General features: G+C 46.1%; 22 protein-coding genes. 20 read left to right on the top strand and 2 right to left on the bottom strand.

What is annotated here, in order from left to right:
• The first annotated feature begins 898 nt into the window (after positions 1 to 898).
• A complete protein-coding gene (locus A4U59_RS17485) occupies positions 899 to 1,606 on the top strand; it encodes a hypothetical protein (protein ID WP_070121507.1) in 708 nt (235 codons plus the stop codon).
• Positions 1,607 to 1,844: 238 nt separating this feature from the next.
• On the opposite strand, the gene A4U59_RS17490 is transcribed toward A4U59_RS17485, so the two are convergent.
• Entirely contained in the window at positions 1,845 to 2,873 is a 1,029-nt protein-coding gene (locus A4U59_RS17490; protein WP_070121566.1) for an ABC transporter substrate-binding protein, read from the bottom strand.
• Positions 2,874 to 3,242: 369 nt separating this feature from the next.
• Between A4U59_RS17490 and A4U59_RS17495 the strand changes: the two genes are divergently transcribed.
• The 11 genes from A4U59_RS17495 (at position 3,243) to rsmI (ending at position 11,285) form a co-directional block, all read left to right on the top strand.
• Positions 3,243 to 3,443 (top strand): sigma factor G inhibitor Gin, encoded by a 201-nt coding sequence (locus A4U59_RS17495; protein WP_070121508.1) that lies wholly within the window; start codon positions 3,243 to 3,245, stop codon positions 3,441 to 3,443.
• A gap of 589 nt (positions 3,444 to 4,032) precedes the next feature.
• On the top strand, positions 4,033 to 5,481 hold the full coding sequence (locus A4U59_RS17500) for an aminotransferase class I/II-fold pyridoxal phosphate-dependent enzyme (protein WP_245680584.1): 1,449 nt from the start codon (positions 4,033 to 4,035) through the stop codon (positions 5,479 to 5,481).
• A 25-nt stretch (positions 5,482 to 5,506) separates the two neighbouring features.
• Positions 5,507 to 6,154 (top strand): dTMP kinase, encoded by a 648-nt coding sequence (tmk, locus tag A4U59_RS17505; protein ID WP_070121510.1) that lies wholly within the window; start codon positions 5,507 to 5,509, stop codon positions 6,152 to 6,154.
• Positions 6,155 to 6,170: 16 nt separating this feature from the next.
• Positions 6,171 to 6,500, top strand: a complete 330-nt coding sequence (locus A4U59_RS17510) for a cyclic-di-AMP receptor (protein ID WP_070121511.1) — start codon at positions 6,171 to 6,173, stop codon at positions 6,498 to 6,500.
• 80 nt (positions 6,501 to 6,580) lie between these two features.
• Positions 6,581 to 7,018: a YaaR family protein gene (locus A4U59_RS17515; RefSeq protein WP_070121512.1), complete on the top strand. Its 438-nt coding sequence runs from the start codon at positions 6,581 to 6,583 to the stop codon at positions 7,016 to 7,018.
• Positions 7,019 to 7,032: 14 nt separating this feature from the next.
• A complete protein-coding gene (gene holB / locus A4U59_RS17520) occupies positions 7,033 to 8,025 on the top strand; it encodes a DNA polymerase III subunit delta' (RefSeq protein ID WP_070121513.1) in 993 nt (330 codons plus the stop codon).
• Between the two features lie 4 nt (positions 8,026 to 8,029).
• Positions 8,030 to 8,857, top strand: a complete 828-nt coding sequence (locus A4U59_RS17525) for a PSP1 domain-containing protein (protein ID WP_070121514.1) — start codon at positions 8,030 to 8,032, stop codon at positions 8,855 to 8,857.
• A gap of 15 nt (positions 8,858 to 8,872) precedes the next feature.
• Positions 8,873 to 9,223: a DNA replication initiation control protein YabA gene (yabA, locus tag A4U59_RS17530; protein WP_070121515.1), complete on the top strand. Its 351-nt coding sequence runs from the start codon at positions 8,873 to 8,875 to the stop codon at positions 9,221 to 9,223.
• A gap of 184 nt (positions 9,224 to 9,407) precedes the next feature.
• Positions 9,408 to 10,154, top strand: coding sequence for a tRNA1(Val) (adenine(37)-N6)-methyltransferase (locus tag A4U59_RS17535; protein WP_070121517.1), 747 nt, complete (start codon positions 9,408 to 9,410; stop codon positions 10,152 to 10,154).
• Complete coding sequence (locus A4U59_RS17540; protein ID WP_070121519.1) at positions 10,141 to 10,404, top strand: GIY-YIG nuclease family protein; 264 nt, start codon at positions 10,141 to 10,143, stop codon at positions 10,402 to 10,404. The genes A4U59_RS17535 and A4U59_RS17540 overlap by 14 nt, the downstream gene beginning before the upstream one ends.
• A 2-nt stretch (positions 10,405 to 10,406) precedes the next feature.
• The gene (gene rsmI / locus A4U59_RS17545) at positions 10,407 to 11,285 is read left to right on the top strand and encodes a 16S rRNA (cytidine(1402)-2'-O)-methyltransferase (protein WP_070121567.1); all 879 of its coding nucleotides are present in this window, start codon (positions 10,407 to 10,409) and stop codon (positions 11,283 to 11,285) included.
• A gap of 158 nt (positions 11,286 to 11,443) precedes the next feature.
• Here rsmI and A4U59_RS17550 read toward each other — a convergent pair whose 3' ends face one another.
• A complete protein-coding gene (locus A4U59_RS17550) occupies positions 11,444 to 11,725 on the bottom strand; it encodes a transition state genes transcriptional regulator AbrB (RefSeq protein WP_070121520.1) in 282 nt (93 codons plus the stop codon).
• A 572-nt stretch (positions 11,726 to 12,297) separates the two neighbouring features.
• Here A4U59_RS17550 and metG point away from each other — a divergent pair.
• From metG to A4U59_RS17590, 8 genes are all read left to right on the top strand, one after another.
• The gene (metG, locus tag A4U59_RS17555) at positions 12,298 to 14,262 is read left to right on the top strand and encodes a methionine--tRNA ligase (RefSeq protein WP_070121526.1); all 1,965 of its coding nucleotides are present in this window, start codon (positions 12,298 to 12,300) and stop codon (positions 14,260 to 14,262) included.
• 368 nt (positions 14,263 to 14,630) lie between these two features.
• On the top strand, positions 14,631 to 15,395 hold the full coding sequence (locus A4U59_RS17560) for a TatD family hydrolase (protein ID WP_070121528.1): 765 nt from the start codon (positions 14,631 to 14,633) through the stop codon (positions 15,393 to 15,395).
• 214 nt (positions 15,396 to 15,609) lie between these two features.
• Positions 15,610 to 16,836 (top strand): G5 and 3D domain-containing protein, encoded by a 1,227-nt coding sequence (locus A4U59_RS17565; RefSeq protein ID WP_070121530.1) that lies wholly within the window; start codon positions 15,610 to 15,612, stop codon positions 16,834 to 16,836.
• Between the two features lie 341 nt (positions 16,837 to 17,177).
• On the top strand, positions 17,178 to 17,750 hold the full coding sequence (gene rnmV / locus A4U59_RS17570; RefSeq protein ID WP_070121568.1) for a ribonuclease M5: 573 nt from the start codon (positions 17,178 to 17,180) through the stop codon (positions 17,748 to 17,750).
• Complete coding sequence (gene rsmA / locus A4U59_RS17575; protein WP_070121531.1) at positions 17,743 to 18,618, top strand: 16S rRNA (adenine(1518)-N(6)/adenine(1519)-N(6))-dimethyltransferase RsmA; 876 nt, start codon at positions 17,743 to 17,745, stop codon at positions 18,616 to 18,618. The genes rnmV and rsmA overlap by 8 nt, the downstream gene beginning before the upstream one ends.
• Before the next feature lie 181 nt (positions 18,619 to 18,799).
• Positions 18,800 to 19,705: a sporulation peptidase YabG gene (gene yabG / locus A4U59_RS17580; protein WP_070121533.1), complete on the top strand. Its 906-nt coding sequence runs from the start codon at positions 18,800 to 18,802 to the stop codon at positions 19,703 to 19,705.
• Positions 19,706 to 20,087: 382 nt separating this feature from the next.
• On the top strand, positions 20,088 to 20,321 hold the full coding sequence (gene veg / locus A4U59_RS17585; RefSeq protein WP_070121535.1) for a biofilm formation stimulator Veg: 234 nt from the start codon (positions 20,088 to 20,090) through the stop codon (positions 20,319 to 20,321).
• A 266-nt stretch (positions 20,322 to 20,587) separates the two neighbouring features.
• Complete coding sequence (locus A4U59_RS17590; protein ID WP_070121536.1) at positions 20,588 to 20,773, top strand: small, acid-soluble spore protein, alpha/beta type; 186 nt, start codon at positions 20,588 to 20,590, stop codon at positions 20,771 to 20,773.
• Positions 20,774 to 20,828: the final 55 nt, after the last annotated feature.

Below are 20,828 nucleotides of genomic sequence, written 5' to 3' on the forward strand. Positions count from 1 at the left end.
CCCCCAAAACCAAAAATTGTCCCAAACAGCCAACCCCCGGCTGTTCGTTTTCATAAAACGGCAAGTTGCCCGGTTTGGGTCCACAGAAAATAGTGAGGCTTCCGCATTTTGATTTTCAATATTAAAGTAATTTAAACCTAATCAATCATTCCAATACCCGGTGACTTTTCGTAATGCCAGGCGATATAGGCAGTGTTTAAAAAATCAGCCTACCCTCCAGTAATAAAGGACAATACGGAACCCGATATACGAGAATTTAAATACCCTGCAAGAGAAGCAGAGGAAATAAGGTATTCTGAAGGTGGTGTCATAAAGGAGATTCCAGGCCAACGGCCGCAGCGTATCATTGTTCATCGAAATATTTAAAACAACGTGTGGTTTGTAAAACCGGTTTAACGATATGTTAGAATCGTGCCGATGTACTGTATCGCAGGTCGATATACGCACCTTCACCTAAAAACCCATATAACCATGGAGGAAAGCGATATGGAACCCGATATGCAGCTATAGAAGGGAGCAGGGCAAGAATCATCATCCTATTATCAGCAGGAGAAGCAGTGATAAGTCTTGAATAACTTGAATTATCTAAGTGACATCTTTGCATGTTGTATCGCATGACGATATGAAAATCATCCAAAACCGGATAATGATAAATAATGAGTATGTAAGCTGATATGTAATCAAACTATACGGCAGGGCAAACGAAGGACCATATACTGTTGTCTCGTTGATGGTTATTTTCTAAAGGATCGATGTTCTAACCACAAGTTCCTGTAGCGTCTTGCGATACGGCATGAAGCCAATGTATCTGCTCCTTGCGGCACACCATATCGCCAGGCGATATAACACTTGCAAAATCTTTGAAAAACCTGCATATTAATAGAAAAGGAGGCCCGATATGCGACACGATATACAACCGAATGAACGCTCTTTTTCTTCCAAGGAAGTTGCGGAAGAAGTGGGGATTGCGACCCCAACTGTTCGAAAGTATGGCCAAATTCTAGAACGAAATGGGTATGAGTTTTTTAAAGAAGGGGATCGGCGTATATTTGTCCAGTCTGATATAGAAGCGCTCATAGCGATACGCGATACGGACCAGCCCCTCGACGTTGCTGCCAAAGACCTTGTGGCTCAGCAAAAAGAGAGACTGGAAGGCTCCGATGAAACAGAGATATCGATACCCGATACATATGACAATTCACTTCAGGATTCAAGTCAATTAAAAGAGTTTTTAATGGTTTTAACTAATGAACTTGCAGCCGCACGTGAAATGAATGTCCAATTGAAAAAGGATATGTCCCAGCTGAAAACAACGGTTTCACGCCTTCAGCAAGATCATCATGCGATCAGTTCAGGTATTGGAAACTCCGCACAAAAGACGCAGGCCAAAATTGAAAAATTAACACAGCAGCAAAAGACCCATTATGAAACATTGCTGGAGCAAGAAAAGCAAAAAAGCGAATTCTTACAACAAGAGTTACAAAGTATACGGGAAGAACAGAAGAAGGAATGGCGCGCCCAAAATGATTTCAATAAACGTTTAGAAGAAGCAATGCGAAAACCTAAAGGAAGTTGGGAGAAGCTGTTCGCCATGTTCCGCAAATAAGCGGTTATCAATTTATTTTTTATAAAATATAGACGGCCTTCTTGATTTTTGGCATATGTACGCTTGAGTCTACTATGGATTCAAGTGTTCTTTTGTTTTTTCCAGTCCCCTGACTTCCACCTCGATACCCTGAACTCATATGGCAGTGGAGTAAGTGAATCAAAAAGGAACTCCCTTAAAGGCAGGAAGTTCCTTGATTTTATGTTTGCATTAAGCGAAGTAATCTTGTCTTAAGATTCTACTCTTCAACAAGCACAGCATCCTTCTTCATCTCATCAGTCACTTCAATGCCCTGATCTGCAGCTGCCTTCTTGTTGATCATCAAATCAAGAGTTTCCGGATACTCGACAGGGATTTCAGCCGGGGCTTTGCCGTTGAGAACGTCGACTGCCATTTCTCCGGTACGGTAGCCAAGGTCATGATATTCAAAGCCGAATCCGGCAAATCCGCCGCGCTTTACAGAGTCTGATTCACCGACAAACAGAGGGATATCTTTTTCATTGGCGATTCCGATGACGGATTCAAGGCCAGCAACCACTGTATTGTCTTTCGGGATGTAAATGACATCGACACGGCCGATAAGAGACTGGGCCGCCTGTTTAACTTCTGACGTCGTCGCGACAGTCGCCTCCACAGATTGGAGGTCAAGCCCTTCCATAGCCTTTTTGGCATTTTCGACATTTACTCGGGAGTTTTGTTCACCAGAATTGTAAATGATGCCCACCTTCTTCGCATCGGGGAAAAATGCTGCGATTGACTCCATTGTGTTTTTGATAGCGTCAGGATGCGTGTCTGATGTTCCTGTTGCATTTCCACCCGGGCTGTCAAAGCTTTTGACAAGTTCAGCACCGACAGGATCAGTGATTGCGGTAAATAGGATTGGAATCGTGGTTGTGGAGCTGAGAGCTGCCTGGGCGCTCGGTGTGGAGATGGCGAAAATCAAATCAACTTCATCACCTGCGAATTTTTGGGCAATTGACTGGTTGTTGCTCATGTCCCCTTGGGCAAGCTGGGTGTCAAGTTTGAGGTTGACGCCTTCTTCATAACCATTGTCTTTTAATGCTTCAATAAATCCTTCTCTGGCTGCATCAAGTGACGGATGTTCAACAATTTGCGTAATGCCGACTGTAACCGATTCTTTCGCATCCGTCTTTGCACCCGCGGTTTTTGTTTCGCCATCTGTTTCCTCGCTAGCCGACGAACCGCAGGCAGCCAGAATAATCAATACACTTACCAGTAAAACGAAACCAGCCAGTAATTTTTTCATCCAATCCCCCATTTGTTTAAAAATTAAAAAATTTCTGATATTTATTATAAAGCGAAGCATGTCCAACTTGCAATAATAATTTGTGGTTTTTCCAATGAGAGAGGCGGAATTTTCAGGGGGATTTTCCTTATTGAACGGAACAGGAGTCAATAAAAGACCTTTAGGTAATAATGGATGGGCCCTGGCAGGCTCTTTTGTTTTGTCCGGATTCCGTTCGGAAGATTTTATTTGTTTTTCCAGCAGAGACAAACAAAATCATTTAATCTCTTCATATAAATAAGTATCAGCCGGAAAGGAATCAACTTTTCTATTAAAATATGTATAGATGATGTCATAACGGGCAATGCTTGTAATATGGAGGTGGAGGAGATGGGTTCTTATATGGCAAATAAGGCGGGGGAAACATGTGTTGTCTGTGAAGAGCCGAAAGCGAACGGTATTCATTTATATACACGGTTCATCTGCAGGGAATGCGAAAAAGAAATGGTAAAGACAGACACGAGTGATGAGAGGTATCATTTTTATTTGAAACAGTTGAAAAAGGTCCTTCAGCCTGAACAATATTCATAGTTTACAAGAATGGTCCTGGCTTCGGCACCTTATTCATGTGCAAGCCTAACGATATAAAATAGTATAACAGGTTCGGTTTTAAATACTCAGTACAAATGCAACTGACAAGATAAGAGATACTAAAATCAGTAAAAAAAAAATAAATCGGAAAAATGGCGTGTGAACTGACATCAGTTTTGACACGCCGTTTTTCTGATTTAAATTGTAAATTTCTTAGAAATGGTAGTAGTCTATTCTGGAGATCACCCGTTCCTTTCCGCGCTTGCTTTCTTTGCCGGAGATCCCGCAGGAGCATAGCGACGAGGAAGCGCACCGCCCCCCGAGGAAAGCGAGTTCCTGCTGCGTAAATCAACTTCCCGTTTAATAGTGCAAGGTATGAAGATCAAATTCCTTCCTTATTCCACAACCCTGCCCCGTTGAAGAACAAGAATACCCCATATCCACGTTGGTATTCACATAATATTCCATTTTCATTGTGATGAGGCCATTTCTATTTGAGCATTCCTTTATAAAAGACTGCCTGTTTTCTAATTGCCTCCCTGCATACAAGGCGGCTGCTTCTTGTTATAATAAAGGGAAAAGATTGAAAGTGAGATTTTTTATGAATGAGTCTTTACCGCTTTTTTCTGCACTTCAGCAGCATGACAGGCAGCATCCGGTTTCCTTTCATGTTCCTGGCCATAAATATGGTAACGTCTTCCCAAAAGCCGGGACGGATTACTTTGCAAATGTATTGAAACTGGATGCGACCGAGCTTTCCGGCCTTGATGATTTGCATGATCCGGAAGGGCCGATCAAGAAGGCGCAGGAATTTGCCGCAGCTTTCTATGGTGCAGATGAAACGTTTTTTCTTGTAAATGGGACCACTGCCGGGAATTTGGCGATGATTTTTTCGGTTTGCGGTGAGGATGATGTCGTGCTAGTCCAGCGGAACAGCCATAAATCGATCATGAACGGGTTGCAGCTTTCCGGTGCCAGGCCTGTTTTTCTGGTTCCAGATACCGAACAGCAAACGATGACGGCAGGCAAGGTGGGCGCAGAAGCGGTCAGGGAAGCGATCAGGCGCTATCCTGATGCCAGGGCATTGATTTTGACCCATCCGAGTTATTACGGGTTGGCATGGGATCTCGAAGAAGTGATCGCTTCCGCTCATGACAGCAATATTCCGGTGCTTGTCGACGAGGCTCACGGTGCTCATTTCGCCATCGGATGTCCTTTCCCGGATTCCGCTCTCCAGTACGGAGCAGATGCGGTTGTCCAATCGGCTCATAAGACGCTCCCTGCCATGACAATGGCTTCTTTTTTACATGTACAGGGGCATCGGATTGACAGGGATAAACTTGCACATTACCTAGCGATGCTGCAATCAAGCAGTCCGTCTTATCCGCTGATGGCATCACTTGATCTTGCAAGATATTATATTGAAAAAATGAAACCGAATGCGGCAGTCATTGCCTCACGCAGCATGGAGTTCAGGGAGAAACTCGGCCAGTCCTCTTTGCTGAATATAATCGATCATGCGGAAGGATACAGGCTTGACCCTCTGAAGGTCACGGTGCAGCCGGCCGGAAATATTTCCGGCTACATGCTTCATGATATTCTTGCTGAACACCGCATATTTGCGGAGCTTGCTGATCCATTGAATGTGCTGCTCGTCCTGCCGCTTTCCTGCGATTTTCCGGCACTGGAAATGGCGGAGCGCATTATCGGAGCGCTTTCCAAAACACCGGGCCTGCAGGGGCTGAACACACATGCCTTCAAGCAGCGCCGCCAGGCGGACCGGTTAGAAGAATTGCCGTACTCCTATCATGAGTTAAAACAATTCGAAATGGAACGGATCAGGTTTTCACAGGCGCTCGGCTGCATTGCGGCAGAACCGGTCATTCCTTATCCGCCGGGCATCCCGCTTTTGCAGACCGGTGAACAAATCACCATGGTGCATTATAATGAAGTAAGGAATCTTGCGGCACACGGCACAAAATTCCAGGCAAAACACCATCCGCTCGATGACGGAATATTGGTTTACAGCATAAAATAGATAAGACAGCAAAAGGAGAATCGTTGTGAGAGGGTTATTTATTACGTTTGAAGGTCCTGATGGGGCCGGCAAGTCGACCCAGATAAAGAAACTGGCAAGTTATCTGGAAGAACAGGGCATTCCATTTTTATTTACAAGAGAACCCGGCGGGACGGCTATCAGTGACAGGGTCCGTTCTTTGATCCTGGATCCGGAACATACAGAAATGAGAAATGAAACAGAGGCACTGTTATATGCGGCATCCCGTGCCCAGCATGTAAGAGAAAAAATTGTACCTGCCGTGGATGAAGGCAAGGTGGTGCTGTGCGACAGGTTTGTTGATGCGTCAATCGCCTATCAAGGATATGGGCTTGGCATTGATCTGGATCAGATCAAACAGATCAATGCGTTTGCAACAGGCGGCGTAGCGCCGGATCGCACATATATGATTGACGTGCCTGCTGAAGAGGGCAAAAAACGGCTCATTGAACGATCGGCTGGCCAGGAAGGGATGGACCGCATCGAACAGAAGCAGCTTGACTATCATGAAAGAGTCCGTGAAGGATTCCACGCCATCTGCCGCGAAAATGAAAACCGGATTGCCCTTATAGACGGAGTCCGGCCAGTGGAAGAAATTTTTACGGAGATAAGGGAAGACTTTGCCCGTCTCCTGAATTCCCATTCCAATTCCTAAGAAAGGATGAAATGGCATGAAAGTGGTTATGGCAGTCGTACAGGATAAAGACAGCAACCGGTTATCAGATGCCCTGGTGGATAAAAATTACCGTGCCACCAAACTTGCGAGCACGGGAGGATTTTTGCGGGCCGGAAATACAACGTTCATTATCGGTGTCAAAGATGAGGAAGTGGACGATGTGCTTGGCCTCATCAAGGAAAACTGCTCGCACCGCAACCAGCTTGTCGCACCGGTTTCACCGATGGGCGGCAATGCTGATTCTTATGTTCCGTATCCGGTTGAAGTCGAAGTCGGGGGAGCTACTGTGTTTGTTGTTCCTGTTGAGCAGTTCCACCAATTTTAAACGGTAACAGAAAAAAGGCTGCAAGTATAAGACTGCGTTTAGGGTTAAATTGACAGCCTTCAATAAAGGGGAAGTGAATCTTGAAAATCAACCATGAACTCAGGCCGAGACTGGAAAACAGCCGGCCTGAAGCAAACAGGCAGCAGCCGTCTTCCGCTTCTTTCGGAAAGTATGTCCAAAACCATGGCGAAAAGCTGCAGCTTGAACAGCTTAATATGTTGATGGCCGATATTGAAAAGCAAGGTGCACGGCTTGTGCGCTCGCGTAATTTCCAGGACCTGGCCCGTTATAAAAACATGGTGAAGCAATTTCTGAAAGAGGCAGTCAACTCCGGCCTTGATTTAAAAAAGTCCAATAGCTGGAATGGCCAGGGACACAGGACGCTCACCATTGTCGAACAGGTGGATGAGCAGCTTTCAGCACTGACGGATGAAGTGCTGATGAAAGAACAGAAATCAATCGATCTCCTTGACCGCATCGGCGAAATCAAGGGTCTTTTAGTGAATTTATATACGTAAGAGAGTGATCAGACATGCCGACATGGGAAGAATTAAGCGAACAGCAGCCGACCGTAGTCAAAATGGTGGCCAACAGTTTAAAAAAGGATCGGATCGCCCATGCCTATCTTCTTGAAGGCGGTCGCGGCACCGGGAAACAGGCTGTCGCTTCACAGCTGGCCAAAAGCCTTTTTTGCAAACAGAAAAATGAACAGCAGGAACCATGCGGCACCTGTACAGATTGCCGAAGGATCGACTCCGGAAACCACCCGGATGTCCATTTCATAGAACCCGACGGCCAATCCATAAAAATTGACCAAATCCGCCAGCTCCAGAAGGAATTTGCCTATACTGGCATGGAATCGAATAAAAAGGTTTACATTTTGAAGCATGCCGACAAAATGACGGTGCAGGCGGCCAACAGTTTATTGAAATTTTTGGAAGAACCGAGTAAAATGACAGTGGCACTTCTTTTGACAGAGAATGTACATCGCATGCTTGATACAATCATTTCCAGGTGCCAGGTCCTTTCGTTCCGTCCACTGCCGCCGGAGGGACTTGAGAAGGCACTTGAACAAACGGAGATATCCCGCCCGGTCGCCAGACTGTCCGCTGCGCTGGTAAGCGACCTGGCAGAAGCGGAAAATCTTGCCCGTGATGAATGGTTTGTACAAGCACGTGCGATAATGATACAATTAAATGAGGTCTTTTTACAAAGGCCCCATCAAGCATTGCTGTTCATCCAGAATAATTGGCTGCAGCATTTCAAAGATAAAGAGCAGCAGGACCGAGGCCTTGACTTGCTGCTTTTATGGTATAAAGATTTAATGTATATGCAGATCGACGATGAAGAACGAATCATCTATTATGATCAGCTCGATCTGTTAAAGCAACAGGCTCTGCGCTCATCACAAAAGCGGATAACCGACCAGATGACTGCTGTACTCGAGGCGAAACGACGTCTGGGTGCGAACATGAATCCACAGCTTTTAATGGAACAGCTCGTGCTCAGGCTGCAGGAGGGATAATGCTTTGTACGAAGTTGTGGGAGTCCGCTTTAAGAAAGCGGGAAAAATCTATTATTTTGACCCTGCAGATTTTCCTGTTTCAGCTGGTGACTTTGTAATCGTGGAAACAGTCAGAGGAATCGAATACGGAAAAGTGGTAATAGATAAGAAAAAAGTCGATGAAAATGATATTGTTCTTCCACTGAAGAAAGTCATCCGTATCGCTGACCAGAAAGATCAGCTGGCGGTTAAAGATAACAAAGATGCTGCTCAAGAGGCGTTTGACGTTTGCGTCAAAAAGATCGATGAGCATGAACTGGAAATGAAACTCGTTGATGTCGAGTATACATTTGACCGGAACAAAGTGATTTTTTACTTTACGGCTGACGGCCGGGTCGATTTCCGTGAACTGGTCAAAGACCTCGCATCCATTTTCCGGACCCGGATTGAGCTTCGGCAAATCGGGGTGAGGGATGAAGCGAAGATGCTCGGCGGTATTGGCCCATGCGGCAGAATGCTGTGTTGTTCCACGTTCCTTGGTGATTTCGAGCCTGTATCTATCAAAATGGCCAAAGACCAGAATTTATCGTTGAATCCGACGAAAATCTCAGGGCTTTGCGGCCGCTTGATGTGCTGCTTGAAATACGAAAACGATACGTACGAAACAGCAAAGAAGGAATTGCCTGATGTCGGGCAAAAAATTGACACGCCACAGGGTGCAGGACGGGTAACCGGACTGAATATTTTGGAACGGCTTGTCCGGATTGAGATTGCAGAGCAGGAACGCACGATTGAATATACGCTTGATGAGTTGATCAAAGAAGGGGCAGTATCCACCCAATCGACGGAATAACAAGGTGGGGTTATCGTGGACAGGAAAGAAATTTTCGATCAAGTAAGCAATATGGAGGAACAGATCGGCCATCTCTATAAGCAGCTGGGCGCCTTGAAACAGCAGCTTGCCGAAACCATCGAAGAGAACCAGCATCTGCGAATGGAAAATGAAAACCTCCGCAAAAGGCTTGATCCGCCGCAGGAAAAGAAAGCTCCAAAGAAAAAATCAGGCCGTAAGGGACCAAAGCAGCCTGGCATCGGAGAGGGATATGACAACCTGGCCCGCCTTTACCAGGAAGGTTTCCACATTTGCAACCTCCATTACGGAAGTGTCCGCAAAGAAGGAGACTGCCTGTTTTGCCTTTCCTTTCTAAATAAACAATAACAGCCAAAGCCCTTTCGGAAACGAAAGGGCTTTTTTTATGGAGCCATTGCCAGGCAATTGCCAGGCAATTAATAGGTAATTAATATTCTAATAAAACATATATCGGCTGCACGATTCGAAGACGGGACTTGTTTTGTGTATAATGACAGAAAGAAACATGCACCGCTGAAAGGACGAATAATCGATGGTTACGCTATATGATGATGAACGGCTTGATTATTTGCTGGCAGATGAGAGGATGCGGATTATTCAAAGCCCATCCGTTTTTGCTTTTTCACTTGATGCTGTATTGCTGTCACACTTTGCTTACGTTCCGATCCAGAAAGGGAACTTGATTGACCTTTGTACAGGAAACGGCGTCATTCCGTTATTTTTAAGCAAACGGACGAAGGGGCAAATCACTGGTGTGGAACTGCAGGAGCGGATTTACAGCATGGCTGTCAGGAGCGTTGAATTGAATGGCCTTTCTGACCGGCTGCACATGATCCATGGTGATATTAAAGATATGCCGGTGAAGCTCGGACACGGCAAATATGACATCGTGACCTGTAATCCGCCTTATTTTCCGACACCGGGTAAAAACGAACATAATGAAAACATGCACCTTGCTATTGCCAGGCATGAAATAACGCTCTCCCTTGAGGATGTTGTGAAAGTGAGCAGCCAGCTGCTGCGGACAGGCGGGAAGGCGGCATTCGTCCACCGGCCGGGCCGGCTGGCAGAATTGATGGATATGATGCGCAAGTACAAAATTGAACCGAAACGGGTCCAATTTGTCCATCCGAAAGCGGGGAAAGAGGCGAATATGCTGCTCGCGGAAGGGACAAAAGGCGGAAAACCGGATGTGAAGGTGCTTCCCCCGATAACGGTTTATAAGGAAAACAATGAATACACGGATGAAGTGCAGGAGATTCTGTATGGAAAACGGTAAATCGCACGTTGTCTATATTCTGGAATGCAGCGATAAAACGTATTACACCGGCTATACCAACGACCTTGATAAACGGATTGCGAAGCATCAGAGCGGAAAAGGAGCAAAATATACCCGGGGACGATCTCCGCTGAAGCTTATGTTTACAAAAGGGTTTGCAACGAAGGAAGAAGCGATGAAGGAAGAGTACCGGATAAAAAGGCTTTCGAGAAAAGAGAAGGAAAAACTGTTTGATAAAGGAGAAGATTGATGGTGTGGCAGCAGCAAAGCTATCGGGACAGTGAAGGAGGCAAGCTTTACCTCGTTCCCACCCCGATCGGAAACCTTGAAGACATGACGTACCGGGCAGTGAAAGTGCTGCAGGATGCAGACTTGATTGCAGCGGAAGACACAAGGCATACGAGGAAGTTATGCAATGCATTTGAAATCACGGCGCCTGTCGTAAGTTATCATGAACATAACAAAGAAAAGAGCGGAATCCGCCTCATTCAAGATATCCAGGAAGGGAAAACTGTAGCCCTCGTCAGTGATGCCGGAATGCCCAGTATTTCCGACCCTGGCTTTGAACTCGTCCAGGCTGCGCTTCAGGAACAGATGCCGGTCATTCCGCTGCCCGGCGCGAACGCTGCTCTCACAGCGCTGATCGCTTCAGGATTGAAGCCGCAGCCGTTTTATTTTTTCGGCTTTTTGAACCGGAATAAAAAAGAACGGCGCGAGCAGCTGAAACGCCTGAGCAAAATGGAAGACACGATTATTTTTTACGAAGCCCCGCACCGGCTCAAGAACACATTGCTGGATATTGAAAAAGTCCTCGGCAGCCGCAGGATTGTGCTTTCCCGTGAACTGACCAAAAAGTTTGAGGAATTCATAAGGGGAACGGTGCAGGAAGCACTGGAGTGGGTGAATCAAAACGAAGTGCGCGGCGAATTTTGTGTCCTTGTCGAAGGCGGTGAAAAAAGCAATGGGGAAGAGCCGGCCTGGTGGGATGCTCTTTCAGTCATAGAACACGTCGAACATTATCTTTCTGAAGAAGGCCTTAAACCGAAGGAAGCTGTCAAAAAAGCAGCCGAAGACCGGAGTATGCCGAAACGGGAAGTATATCAGATTTATCATGTTGAAAATGAGGACTGAGACCGGGGCGGGATGTATTGGAAATCACATTATGCTGAAACGGAAAGGCATCAGGCTTCTAATGGAAACGATTCACCACTTTAAATCGTACATTCCCCTACCAACGCGAATATAAAAGAAAAAATCCTGCCGGGTTCCGGCAGGATTTCGTCGTGCTTTTATGCTTTTTGCATGCTGTCTTTCAATTCGTTCATGATCTGTTCAGCGCCTTCTTTGCTGAGGATGATCTTTCCGCCTGCAAGTGAAATGTTCTCATCGGAAACTTCACCAGTTACAGCACAAGTCATGTTTGGCTTGTACTTCTTCAGGATGATGCGGTCATCGTCCACGTAGATTTCTAATGCGTCTTTTTCTGCGATTCCAAGTGTACGGCGCAGTTCGATTGGAATTACCACACGGCCAAGTTCATCAACTTTACGTACAATACCTGTAGATTTCATTTTGTTTCTCCTCCACCATAAAACTTTTTTGGATTCGTCATGTTTCGACATCTCTAATCTGATATTATCATACCAGTGTTTCCCAAAGAAATCAATTAATTTGTTATACAGAATGTGTTAGTTTACATAAATATTGTATAAATTTTTTTAAAAACCTTTGAAAAACCGGCTGAATGCTTGTGAAAAAAAGGATAAACAGTTCAAATTAGTATTTTTTGAAAAGTATTGTTTTGGAAAAATCCGTATGGATGTTTCTTTCATTATAGCGTTATTTCGACAATTTTCTACAAATATTTTCGACAAAAACCAGTTCCTTTTTATGGGTGGCTGATTATAAGGCTGGAGGAAAATGCCGCCTCTTGACAATAAAAAGGCGGATTAGGTATATTTTGTTGAAAAAAGAGGGTAAAATGAAGGGAAAATGGCTGGCGGATCAGTTTAGAATGCCTGCACAATGAGTGTGGGCTTTTGGCATTTCGCCCAACCTGTCATAATTCAGGATTTTCCTATCAATATGATAAAATAAAAGAAGTTTGGAACCGCAACTGAATAAAGGGTAAGGAGGAACGTTCATGGCTGAACAGAAGAAAACATTTTATCTAACAACGCCTATTTATTATCCGAGTGACAAGTTACATATCGGACATGCATATACAACGGTGGCCGGGGATGCGATGGCCCGCTATAAGAGGCTGCGCGGCTATGATGTGATGTATCTGACCGGAACGGATGAACATGGACAGAAAATTCAGCGGAAAGCCGGAGAAAAAGGGGTAACTCCACAGCAATTCGTGGATGAGGTCGTTGAAGGCATTCAGGATTTATGGAAGAAACTTGATATTTCTTATGATGATTTCATCCGGACAACAGAAGAACGCCACAAGCAGGTCGTGGAGAAAATATTCAAACAGCTCGAAAACCAGGGTGATATTTACCTGGATCAATATGAAGGCTGGTATTGTACGCCGTGTGAATCCTTCTTTACGGACCGGCAGCTCAATGAAGGAAGCTGCCCTGACTGCGGCCGGCCGGTTGAAAAGGTGAAAGAGGAATCCTATTTCTTTAAGATGAGCAAGTATGCAGACCGCTTGCTCGAATATTATGAGGAAAATCCTGACTTCATCCAGCCGGAATCCCGGAAAAATGAAATGATCAACAATTTCATCAAGCCGGGACTTGAAGATCTTGCTGTATCACGGACGACATTTGATTGGGGTGTAAAAGTTCCCGGTAATCCGAAGCATGTCATCTATGTTTGGATCGATGCGCTGTCCAATTACATTACCGCACTCGGTTACGGCACCGAAAATGATGAGAAATACCAGAAATATTGGCCGGCGGACGTCCATTTGATCGGCAAGGAAATTGTCCGTTTCCATACGATTTACTGGCCGATCATGCTGATGGCACTGGATCTGCCCCTTCCGAAAAAGGTGTTTGCCCATGGCTGGCTGCTGATGAAAGACGGCAAAATGTCCAAGTCGAAAGGCAATGTCATCGATCCGATTTCATTGATTGACCGGTACGGCCTTGATTCGCTCCGGTATTATTTGCTGAGGGAAGTGCCGTTCGGTTCTGACGGCGTCTTTACGCCGGAAGGGTTTGTGGAACGGATCAATTATGATCTGGCAAACGATCTAGGCAACCTCGTGAACCGGACCGTGGCAATGATCGACAAGTATTTTGACGGCAAGATCCCTGCATACACAGGATCCGAAACCCCTTTTGATGACCCGCTTGTCGAATTGAACCATGTGACAGTTGAAAAAGTGGAAGATGCCATGGAAAACATGGAGTTCTCGATTGCACTTTCCGCCATATGGCAGCTTGTGAGCAGAACGAACAAATATATCGATGAAACGATGCCGTGGGCGCTTGCGAAAGATGAACATGAAAAAGACCAGCTGGCATCGGTAATGGTTCATCTGGCTGAATCAATCCGCCACATCGCGATTATGCTGCAGCCGTTCTTGACCCGTGCCCCTCAAGAAGTATTCAGGCAGCTCGGCATCGAAGGCGGTGATGCGACCGGATGGGGTACGCTCTATAACTTCAGCGCCATCCCACAGGGGACTGCCGTCCAAAAAGGCGAACCGATCTTCCCTCGCCTTGAAGTCGATAAAGAAGTCGAGGCCATTAAGAGCGATATGCAAAGCACAGCGCCAAAACCAGAGCCTGAAACGAAGAAAGAGGAAGAACCGGAAGAACAGGCTTCAGAAATCACCATCGATGAGTTTGCAAAAATAGACTTGCGTGTGGCCGAAGTCATCGGGGCCGAAAAAGTGAAAAAGGCGGATAAGCTTTTAAAAATCCAGCTTGACCTCGGTTATGAAAAACGCCAGGTCGTCTCAGGCATCGCCAAATACTATTCGCCTGATGATCTTGTCGGCAAGAAGGTGATTGTCGTCGCCAACCTGAAACCTGTAAAGCTGCGGGGGGAACTGTCCGAAGGCATGATTCTCGCCGGAGAAAAAGACGGCAGCCTCTCTCTCGCATCCGTCGATCAAAACCTTCCGAACGGATCGAAAGTCAAATAACTTTTCATATTGAATGAAACCCGGTACTATTGAAGAAATCCCTTTCATGGGGTTTCTTTTTTTTTCTAAAACGCGGCTGTCCCGATGAAGCCTTTTTTAGGCGGCGGCGGGTGCAAATGTATTGTGCAGCTGGGAATACTGTGAAAATGAGTCCTTCCGCATGTTTGATTACAAGTCTTTGGGGTATATGGAGATGTGACAAACAATACAGCGCTGTAACAAAAATGTAAAGCGACCGTTACCTTGTAAAAAATTTTTTCTGCTATACTAATGTCGTACCGGGAAAAAAGGCTCATTTCCTTATTTTTCCATAATCCGAAAGAAGGAGTTTGTGCCCGGCACGGTACTGAAAAAAAGGAGTTATCAGGATGTTATTTGATACACATACCCATTTGAACGCAGAGCAGTTTGATGAAGACCGCCAGGAAGTGATTCAGCGTGCCCTTGATGCAGGGGTATCCCGAATGGTTGTCGTCGGATTCGACCGCAAAACGATTCCGGAAGCAATTGAAATGGCGGAAACGCATGATTTCATTTATGCCGCTGTGGGCTGGCATCCGGTAGACGCCATTGATATGACAGATGAAGACCTTGACCAAATCGAAAAACTGGCCGAACATCCCAGGGTTGTTGCCATCGGGGAAATCGGACTCGACTATCACTGGGATAAATCGCCGAAAGATGTGCAGCAGGAAGTGTTCAGAAGGCAGATCCGCCTGGCGCGCAAAGTTAAATTGCCGATCGTTATACATAATCGTGATGCAACACAAGACGTGATCGACATACTTAAGGAAGAAAACGCCGCAGAGGTTGGGGGCATTATGCACTGCTTCAGCGGCAGCCCGGAAATCGCCAGGGAAGCTGTGGATATGGATTTCTACATCTCGCTCGGAGGACCGGTCACATTCAAAAACGCAAAAAAACCGAAAGAAGTAGCTGTAGATATTCCGCTTGAACGTCTTCTGGTCGAGACTGATTGTCCGTATCTCGCCCCGCATCCAAACAGGGGGAAACGGAACGAACCGGCATATGTTAAGCTTGTCGCCGAGCAAATAGCCGACCTGAAAGGACTTTCTTACGAAGAAGTGGCAAAAAAAACGTCCGACAATGCCAGACAACTTTTTGGCATTTAACGGACAGATTTTTGTCGTTTGGTCTCGGAGTTCCGCTAAAAAAGGAATGAAAGCGGTGTTCTATCCGCACTTTTACCTTCATACGATAAAGTTGTCGATGATTTTTTGTTGCCATGCATAGCTTTTTCAGCATAATGGGACATAGGCGGGAGACAGAGAGAGTAAGACAGAGCTCAGATTATCATTCATTCGGTATGCAGAGGAGGCGCATAGCATGTTCAAAAGCATGAGAGAAATGAGATTCCGACCCGGAAACGGGAAAAAAATCGGAATGATCGCCGCAATCTCAGTGGCACTTCTGGCAGTATTCGCTTTTTTCTCCTACGAAGTAACAAAAGCTTCTGTCACACTGGTGATTGACGGGGAAAAACAAACAATTCGGACTCATGCTCGAAATGTTGAAGAATTGCTTTCTGAGCAAAACATTACGTTTAAGGAACAGGATATCCTGGTTCCTGCAGGCGAAACGCAGCTGTTCAGCAGTATGAATGTCATGTATAAACCCGCCAGGTCCGTTACGTTCACGCAGGACGGCAGCAAAGAAGAAGTTTTCACAACAGCACATACAGTTTCCGATCTTATCGCGGAGCTCGGTATCGATGTAGGCGAGCATGACAAAATTGAACCTGCCCTGGATACTGTCCTGGCAGAAGACATGAAAGTTTCGTTACAACAAGCTTTCCCGGTCGTTTTGGAGGATGGCAACGAAAAGAAGGAAACCTGGGCCACTTCGACTACGGTCGCTGACTTTTTGAAACAGCATGATGTAAAACTCAATGAACTGGACAAAGTAAAGCCCGCAAAAGATCAATTGATCTCCAAGGATACGACTGTCAAAATCATCCGAGTAGAAAAGGTCACCGATGTAGTGGAAGAGCCTGTGGATTACGCGGTTGTCACCCGTAAGGATGAAAACCTGAAAAAAGGGACGGAAAAAGTGGTTGAATCCGGGGAAAAGGGCAAGGTCGAGAAGCACTATGAAGTGGTTCTCGAAAACGGCAAAGAAGTTTCCAGAAAGCTTGTCAAAACAGAAACTGTGAAGGAAAGCAAGGACAGAGTTGTCGCGGTTGGGACAAAAGTGATCAGCCAGCCGGTATCGCGCAGCACCGGTTATAAGCAAACGAGCACAGCGAAAAGCACCGCACCTTCCGGGAAGGCGTTCTATGTAAGCAGCACTGCATATACAGCTTCATGCAACGGCTGTTCCGGTGTTACCGCCACCGGCATTAATTTGAAGACGAATCCGAATGCGAAAGTCATTGCCGTCGACCCGAATGTAATCCCGCTCGGCACCAGGGTATATGTTGAAGGCTATGGCTATGCGACTGCCGCTGATACTGGCGGTGCCATCAGGGGCCACAAAATTGATGTATTCTTCCCGTCAAAGTCTCAGGCATACAGCTGGGGAAGAAGAACTGTCAAAATTACGATCGTAAAATAAGCGAACCAGCACAGGGGAACTTTCCTCTGTGCTTTTTTGCTGTTAAGGAAATTATAAAAATGTTGCGTTGTGGATAAAAAGCGAGAAGGGAGTCATCCAGCTCCAGGCGCCAGCGGCTATCGTCATAAGCGGTGACCCCTTCGGAAGGAAGATCACCCTCCTGCGGGTACCCCCGCTTATGCGTACGCCGCTAAGCGGGCGCCTTGCGCTTTTGTTCTGGGTTGGTCTGTTTTATTAATGGGCAGACCCGATTTTTCATTTTGTGCAATTCCGTTATAATAGAGGGAAAAGTAAAGCTGTCAATTATACAGACGAAGGAACGTGCCTGTTTGTTTCAACATTTGGAGGAAAAAATGAAAATTAAAGAAATTATTGTGGTTGAAGGAAAAGATGATACCGTGGCCATTAAGAGAGCGGTTGGTGCAGATACGATTGAAACGAACGGATCTGCTGTCAATGCGGTTACGCTGGAAAAAATCAAGCTCGCTCATGAAAAGCGGGGTGTGATTATTTTTACAGATCCTGATTTCCCGGGCGGCCGGATTCGGACAATCGTCTCCCAGTATGTTCCGGGCTGCAAGCATGCATTTTTGCCGAAGCAGGAAGCGATCGCCAAAAATGGCAAGGGGCTTGGGATTGAACACGCCAGTCCTGAGGCAATCCGGCAAGCGCTCGCGAATGTCCATGAGGAAATGGATGAGCTTAAAGAGGAAATCCCATGGAATGACCTTGTGCAGGCCGGCTTGATTGGCGGCCCGCATGCGAAAGCCAGGAGGGAAAAGCTTGGTGAACGTCTCAGAATCGGGTATACGAACGGAAAGCAGCTCCATAAAAAGCTGCTGATGTTCCAGATATCCCGCCAGGATTTTATCCTTGCCCTTGAAAGTATATTACAGGAGGAAGAACATGACTAAAGATATCGCGACACCGATACGGACAAAAGAAATCCTGGAAAAGTTCGGCTTTTCATTCAAAAAGAGTCTCGGACAAAATTTCCTGATCGATCCGAATGTCCTCAAGAAAATTGTCAGCCAGTCGGGATTGTCAAAAACAAGCGGGGCAATTGAAATCGGTCCGGGCATCGGTGCGCTCACTGAGCAGCTGGCCAGGACGGCAGGAAAAGTGGTGGCGTTCGAAATCGACCAGCGGCTGCTGCCTATCCTTGATGAAACGCTTGCCCCTTATGATAATGCAACGGTCATCCATAAAGATGTCCTGAAAGCGGACGTGCGGCAAGTCATTGAAAAGGAATTTGCGGACTTTGAAGATATCTGGGTTGTCGCCAATCTGCCGTACTATGTCACAACCCCGATTTTGATGAAATTGCTTGAAGAAGATTTGCCGATCAAAGGGATTGTCGTGATGATCCAGAAGGAAGTGGCAGACCGGATAGCGGCCAGCCCTGGCACGAAGGATTACGGATCGCTGTCGATTGCGGTTCAATACTATACAGAAGCGGAAACAACTGTGACAGTGCCGAAAACCGTTTTTATCCCGCAGCCTAACGTTGATTCTGCCGTTATACGGCTGACGAAACGGGCACAGCCTCCGGTTGATGTGAAGGATGAGTCCCTGTTTTTCTCAGTTGTAAGGTCGTCCTTTGCCCAGCGCCGTAAAACGATTCTGAACAACCTGGGACACAACCTCTCAGATCTCTTTGACAAACAGGCAGTTGCCGAAAGCCTGGAAGCCGCGGGAATCGACCCCAAAAGGCGCGGCGAAACGCTGTCGATAGAGGAATACGGGCGGTTGAGCAACGTATTATATGAAAAAATGCAGTAGTTGTTTATTCAAGTAAAAGAAGAGCGGCGTTTTGTCCCGGCGGCAAGGTTCAGATTCTGCCAGGTAAGAAATGCGGTTGTGAAGACCAGCTTAATTCCGTTCTTTAAGCGCATTTAATGTCACATTTCCCCCCGATTCCCATAGGCTATTGTAAAGGTGGTTGGAGAAAGGGGGAATACCTATGCTTATACAAGTCGGAGATATTGTCGGCAGAAAATCTTACGGCTGCGATTTGTTATTCCGCGTCATTGAAGTTCTAGAAAAGGATGAAGAAAAAATTGCAATTTTAGCCGGGGAAGAAGTCAGGCTGGAAGCAGATGCGCCGATTGACGACCTGGTCACCATCTCAGACGATGAATTGAAAAAGCGCCAGAAAGAAGCGAGAGAACGGGAGGATACGTCGCTCCGCCTGTTCCGCCAGGATCACCATACACTGAGGGAAAAAAGCGAGTATTTCGCAACAGCGGGTTATAACAGTGACAGCAGAAACTATTTTCAACTGCCGGGGCGTGTCCTGCACCTTGATGGGGACGCCCTTTACTTAAAAAAATGTATGGAATTGTACAGGAAATTGAATGTTCCTGTTTACAGCGTCTATATTGATGAAAAAGAAATGCCGGAGAAAATAGAGGGCTTGATGGATAAAGTGCGGCCGGATATCCTTGTCATCACCGGTCATGATGCATATTTGCCGGCCAAGGGTTCACCGGACGAGTTAAAAGCTTACCGCCATTCAAGGCAATTTGCCCAGACGGTGAAGGCAGCCAGGCGAAAAGTTCCCCATCTTGACCAGCTTGTCATTTTTGCCGGTGCCTGTCAGTCCCACTTTGAATCACTAATCAGGGCGGGGGCTAATTTTGCCAGTTCTCCGTCCCGCGTGAATATACATGCGCTTGATCCTGTATATGTCGTCGCCAAACTGAGCTATACCCCTTTTATGGACCGTATCAACGTGTGGGATGTCCTCCGCAACACCTTGACAGGCGAAAAGGGACTTGGCGGCATTGAAACACGGGGACTGCTCCGGACCGGCATGCCCTACAAACAGCCGCAGGAATCGGAAGCCGAAGCGGAATCGGAAGCTTGAGCCTTTAACTTCGTGTTAAAGGCGTTTTTTTTATGGACGTGATTGCCAGGCAATTGCCTGGCAATCGAAGAGGCATCCAAAAGCCGTAACATTCGCAATTGGCACAAATCGGCTTCGGCAGCAGGTTTCATTTCCGGGTAAAAACTGTATGAGTGCCGGGCGCGGTCTGTTATATAAAGGGGATTTTGCAAATTATGGCGAAAAAGATCATAAAAACAAATATAGATTACATATTTTTAACACTTTGAGGAAAACTAAAAAAAGTTTGGTGAACAAGCACTAAACACATTGACATTCAATTTGTTTACTTGCTATAATATAAAATTTATTTGACTGGTATTTCCAAAGGTGTTATAATGGAGTTCAGTGAGGTGGAGTGAAATTGGGTAAAAATATTGCTGAAATCAAAAGTTCGTTGGATCAGAATTTGGGCAAGCGATTAACGTTAAAAGCGAATGGCGGGCGCCGTAAAACCATTGAACGTTCAGGAGTTTTAGCTGAGACATACCCGGCAGTTTTCATCGTTGAGCTTGACCAAAGTCAAAATGCATTTGAACGTGTTTCATACAGTTATGCAGATGTATTAACTGAGACTGTGGAATTGAGATTTCAATAATCACCAGGAACGGCATAAAGTGGGCAGCGGACTCTACAGTTTGCTGCTTTTTTATTTGGCCTTTGCCCTAAAGGCAGAAAACCTATGTCAGCAGTAAGGCATGGTCTGACAGAGCTTTTTGGACTGCCTTTGCTTGCAAAAATCAAACCCATATCTGGCGTCCGGCGGCGGCTCTCCATAAAACGTTTCAAATAATCATACATAGTGAATCCATCTCTTTTTCATACTAAGTAATGTCGCAGCAGTAACGAAAGGAGTCCCTGTGAATGGGCAGACGCAGAGGAATGATGTCAGACCGATTCAAAGAGGAACTAGCCAGAGATCTTGGGTTTTACGAAACGGTCCAGCAGGACGGCTGGGGAGGCATCCGCTCGAGGGATGCAGGCAACATGGTGAAACGTGCCGTTGAAATCGCCCAGGCGCAGCTTGCGGACCAGCAGCGGCACCAGTAATGAAAGGAACCGGAGCAGAAATGCTTCGGTTTTTTTATTGTTAAGGAAATTATAA

The sequence above is a fragment of the Bacillus marinisedimentorum genome (assembly GCF_001644195.2).
In the GTDB taxonomy this organism is placed as follows: Bacteria; Bacillota; Bacilli; order Bacillales; family Bacillaceae_O; genus Bacillus_BL; species Bacillus_BL marinisedimentorum.

Coding starts and splice junctions, on each gene's coding strand:
- A4U59_RS17485 (WP_070121507.1), top strand. CDS start 899: ATGCGACACGATATACAACCGAATGAACGCTCTTTTTCTTCCAAGGAA.
- A4U59_RS17490 (WP_070121566.1), bottom strand. CDS start 2,873: ATGAAAAAATTACTGGCTGGTTTCGTTTTACTGGTAAGTGTATTGATT.
- A4U59_RS17495 (WP_070121508.1), top strand. CDS start 3,243: ATGGGTTCTTATATGGCAAATAAGGCGGGGGAAACATGTGTTGTCTGT.
- A4U59_RS17510 (WP_070121511.1), top strand. CDS start 6,171: ATGAAAGTGGTTATGGCAGTCGTACAGGATAAAGACAGCAACCGGTTA.
- holB (WP_070121513.1), top strand. CDS start 7,033: ATGCCGACATGGGAAGAATTAAGCGAACAGCAGCCGACCGTAGTCAAA.
- A4U59_RS17535 (WP_070121517.1), top strand. CDS start 9,408: ATGGTTACGCTATATGATGATGAACGGCTTGATTATTTGCTGGCAGAT.
- A4U59_RS17540 (WP_070121519.1), top strand. CDS start 10,141: ATGGAAAACGGTAAATCGCACGTTGTCTATATTCTGGAATGCAGCGAT.
- A4U59_RS17550 (WP_070121520.1), bottom strand. CDS start 11,725: ATGAAATCTACAGGTATTGTACGTAAAGTTGATGAACTTGGCCGTGTG.
- metG (WP_070121526.1), top strand. CDS start 12,298: ATGGCTGAACAGAAGAAAACATTTTATCTAACAACGCCTATTTATTAT.
- A4U59_RS17560 (WP_070121528.1), top strand. CDS start 14,631: ATGTTATTTGATACACATACCCATTTGAACGCAGAGCAGTTTGATGAA.
- A4U59_RS17565 (WP_070121530.1), top strand. CDS start 15,610: ATGTTCAAAAGCATGAGAGAAATGAGATTCCGACCCGGAAACGGGAAA.
- rsmA (WP_070121531.1), top strand. CDS start 17,743: ATGACTAAAGATATCGCGACACCGATACGGACAAAAGAAATCCTGGAA.
- yabG (WP_070121533.1), top strand. CDS start 18,800: ATGCTTATACAAGTCGGAGATATTGTCGGCAGAAAATCTTACGGCTGC.
- A4U59_RS17590 (WP_070121536.1), top strand. CDS start 20,588: ATGGGCAGACGCAGAGGAATGATGTCAGACCGATTCAAAGAGGAACTA.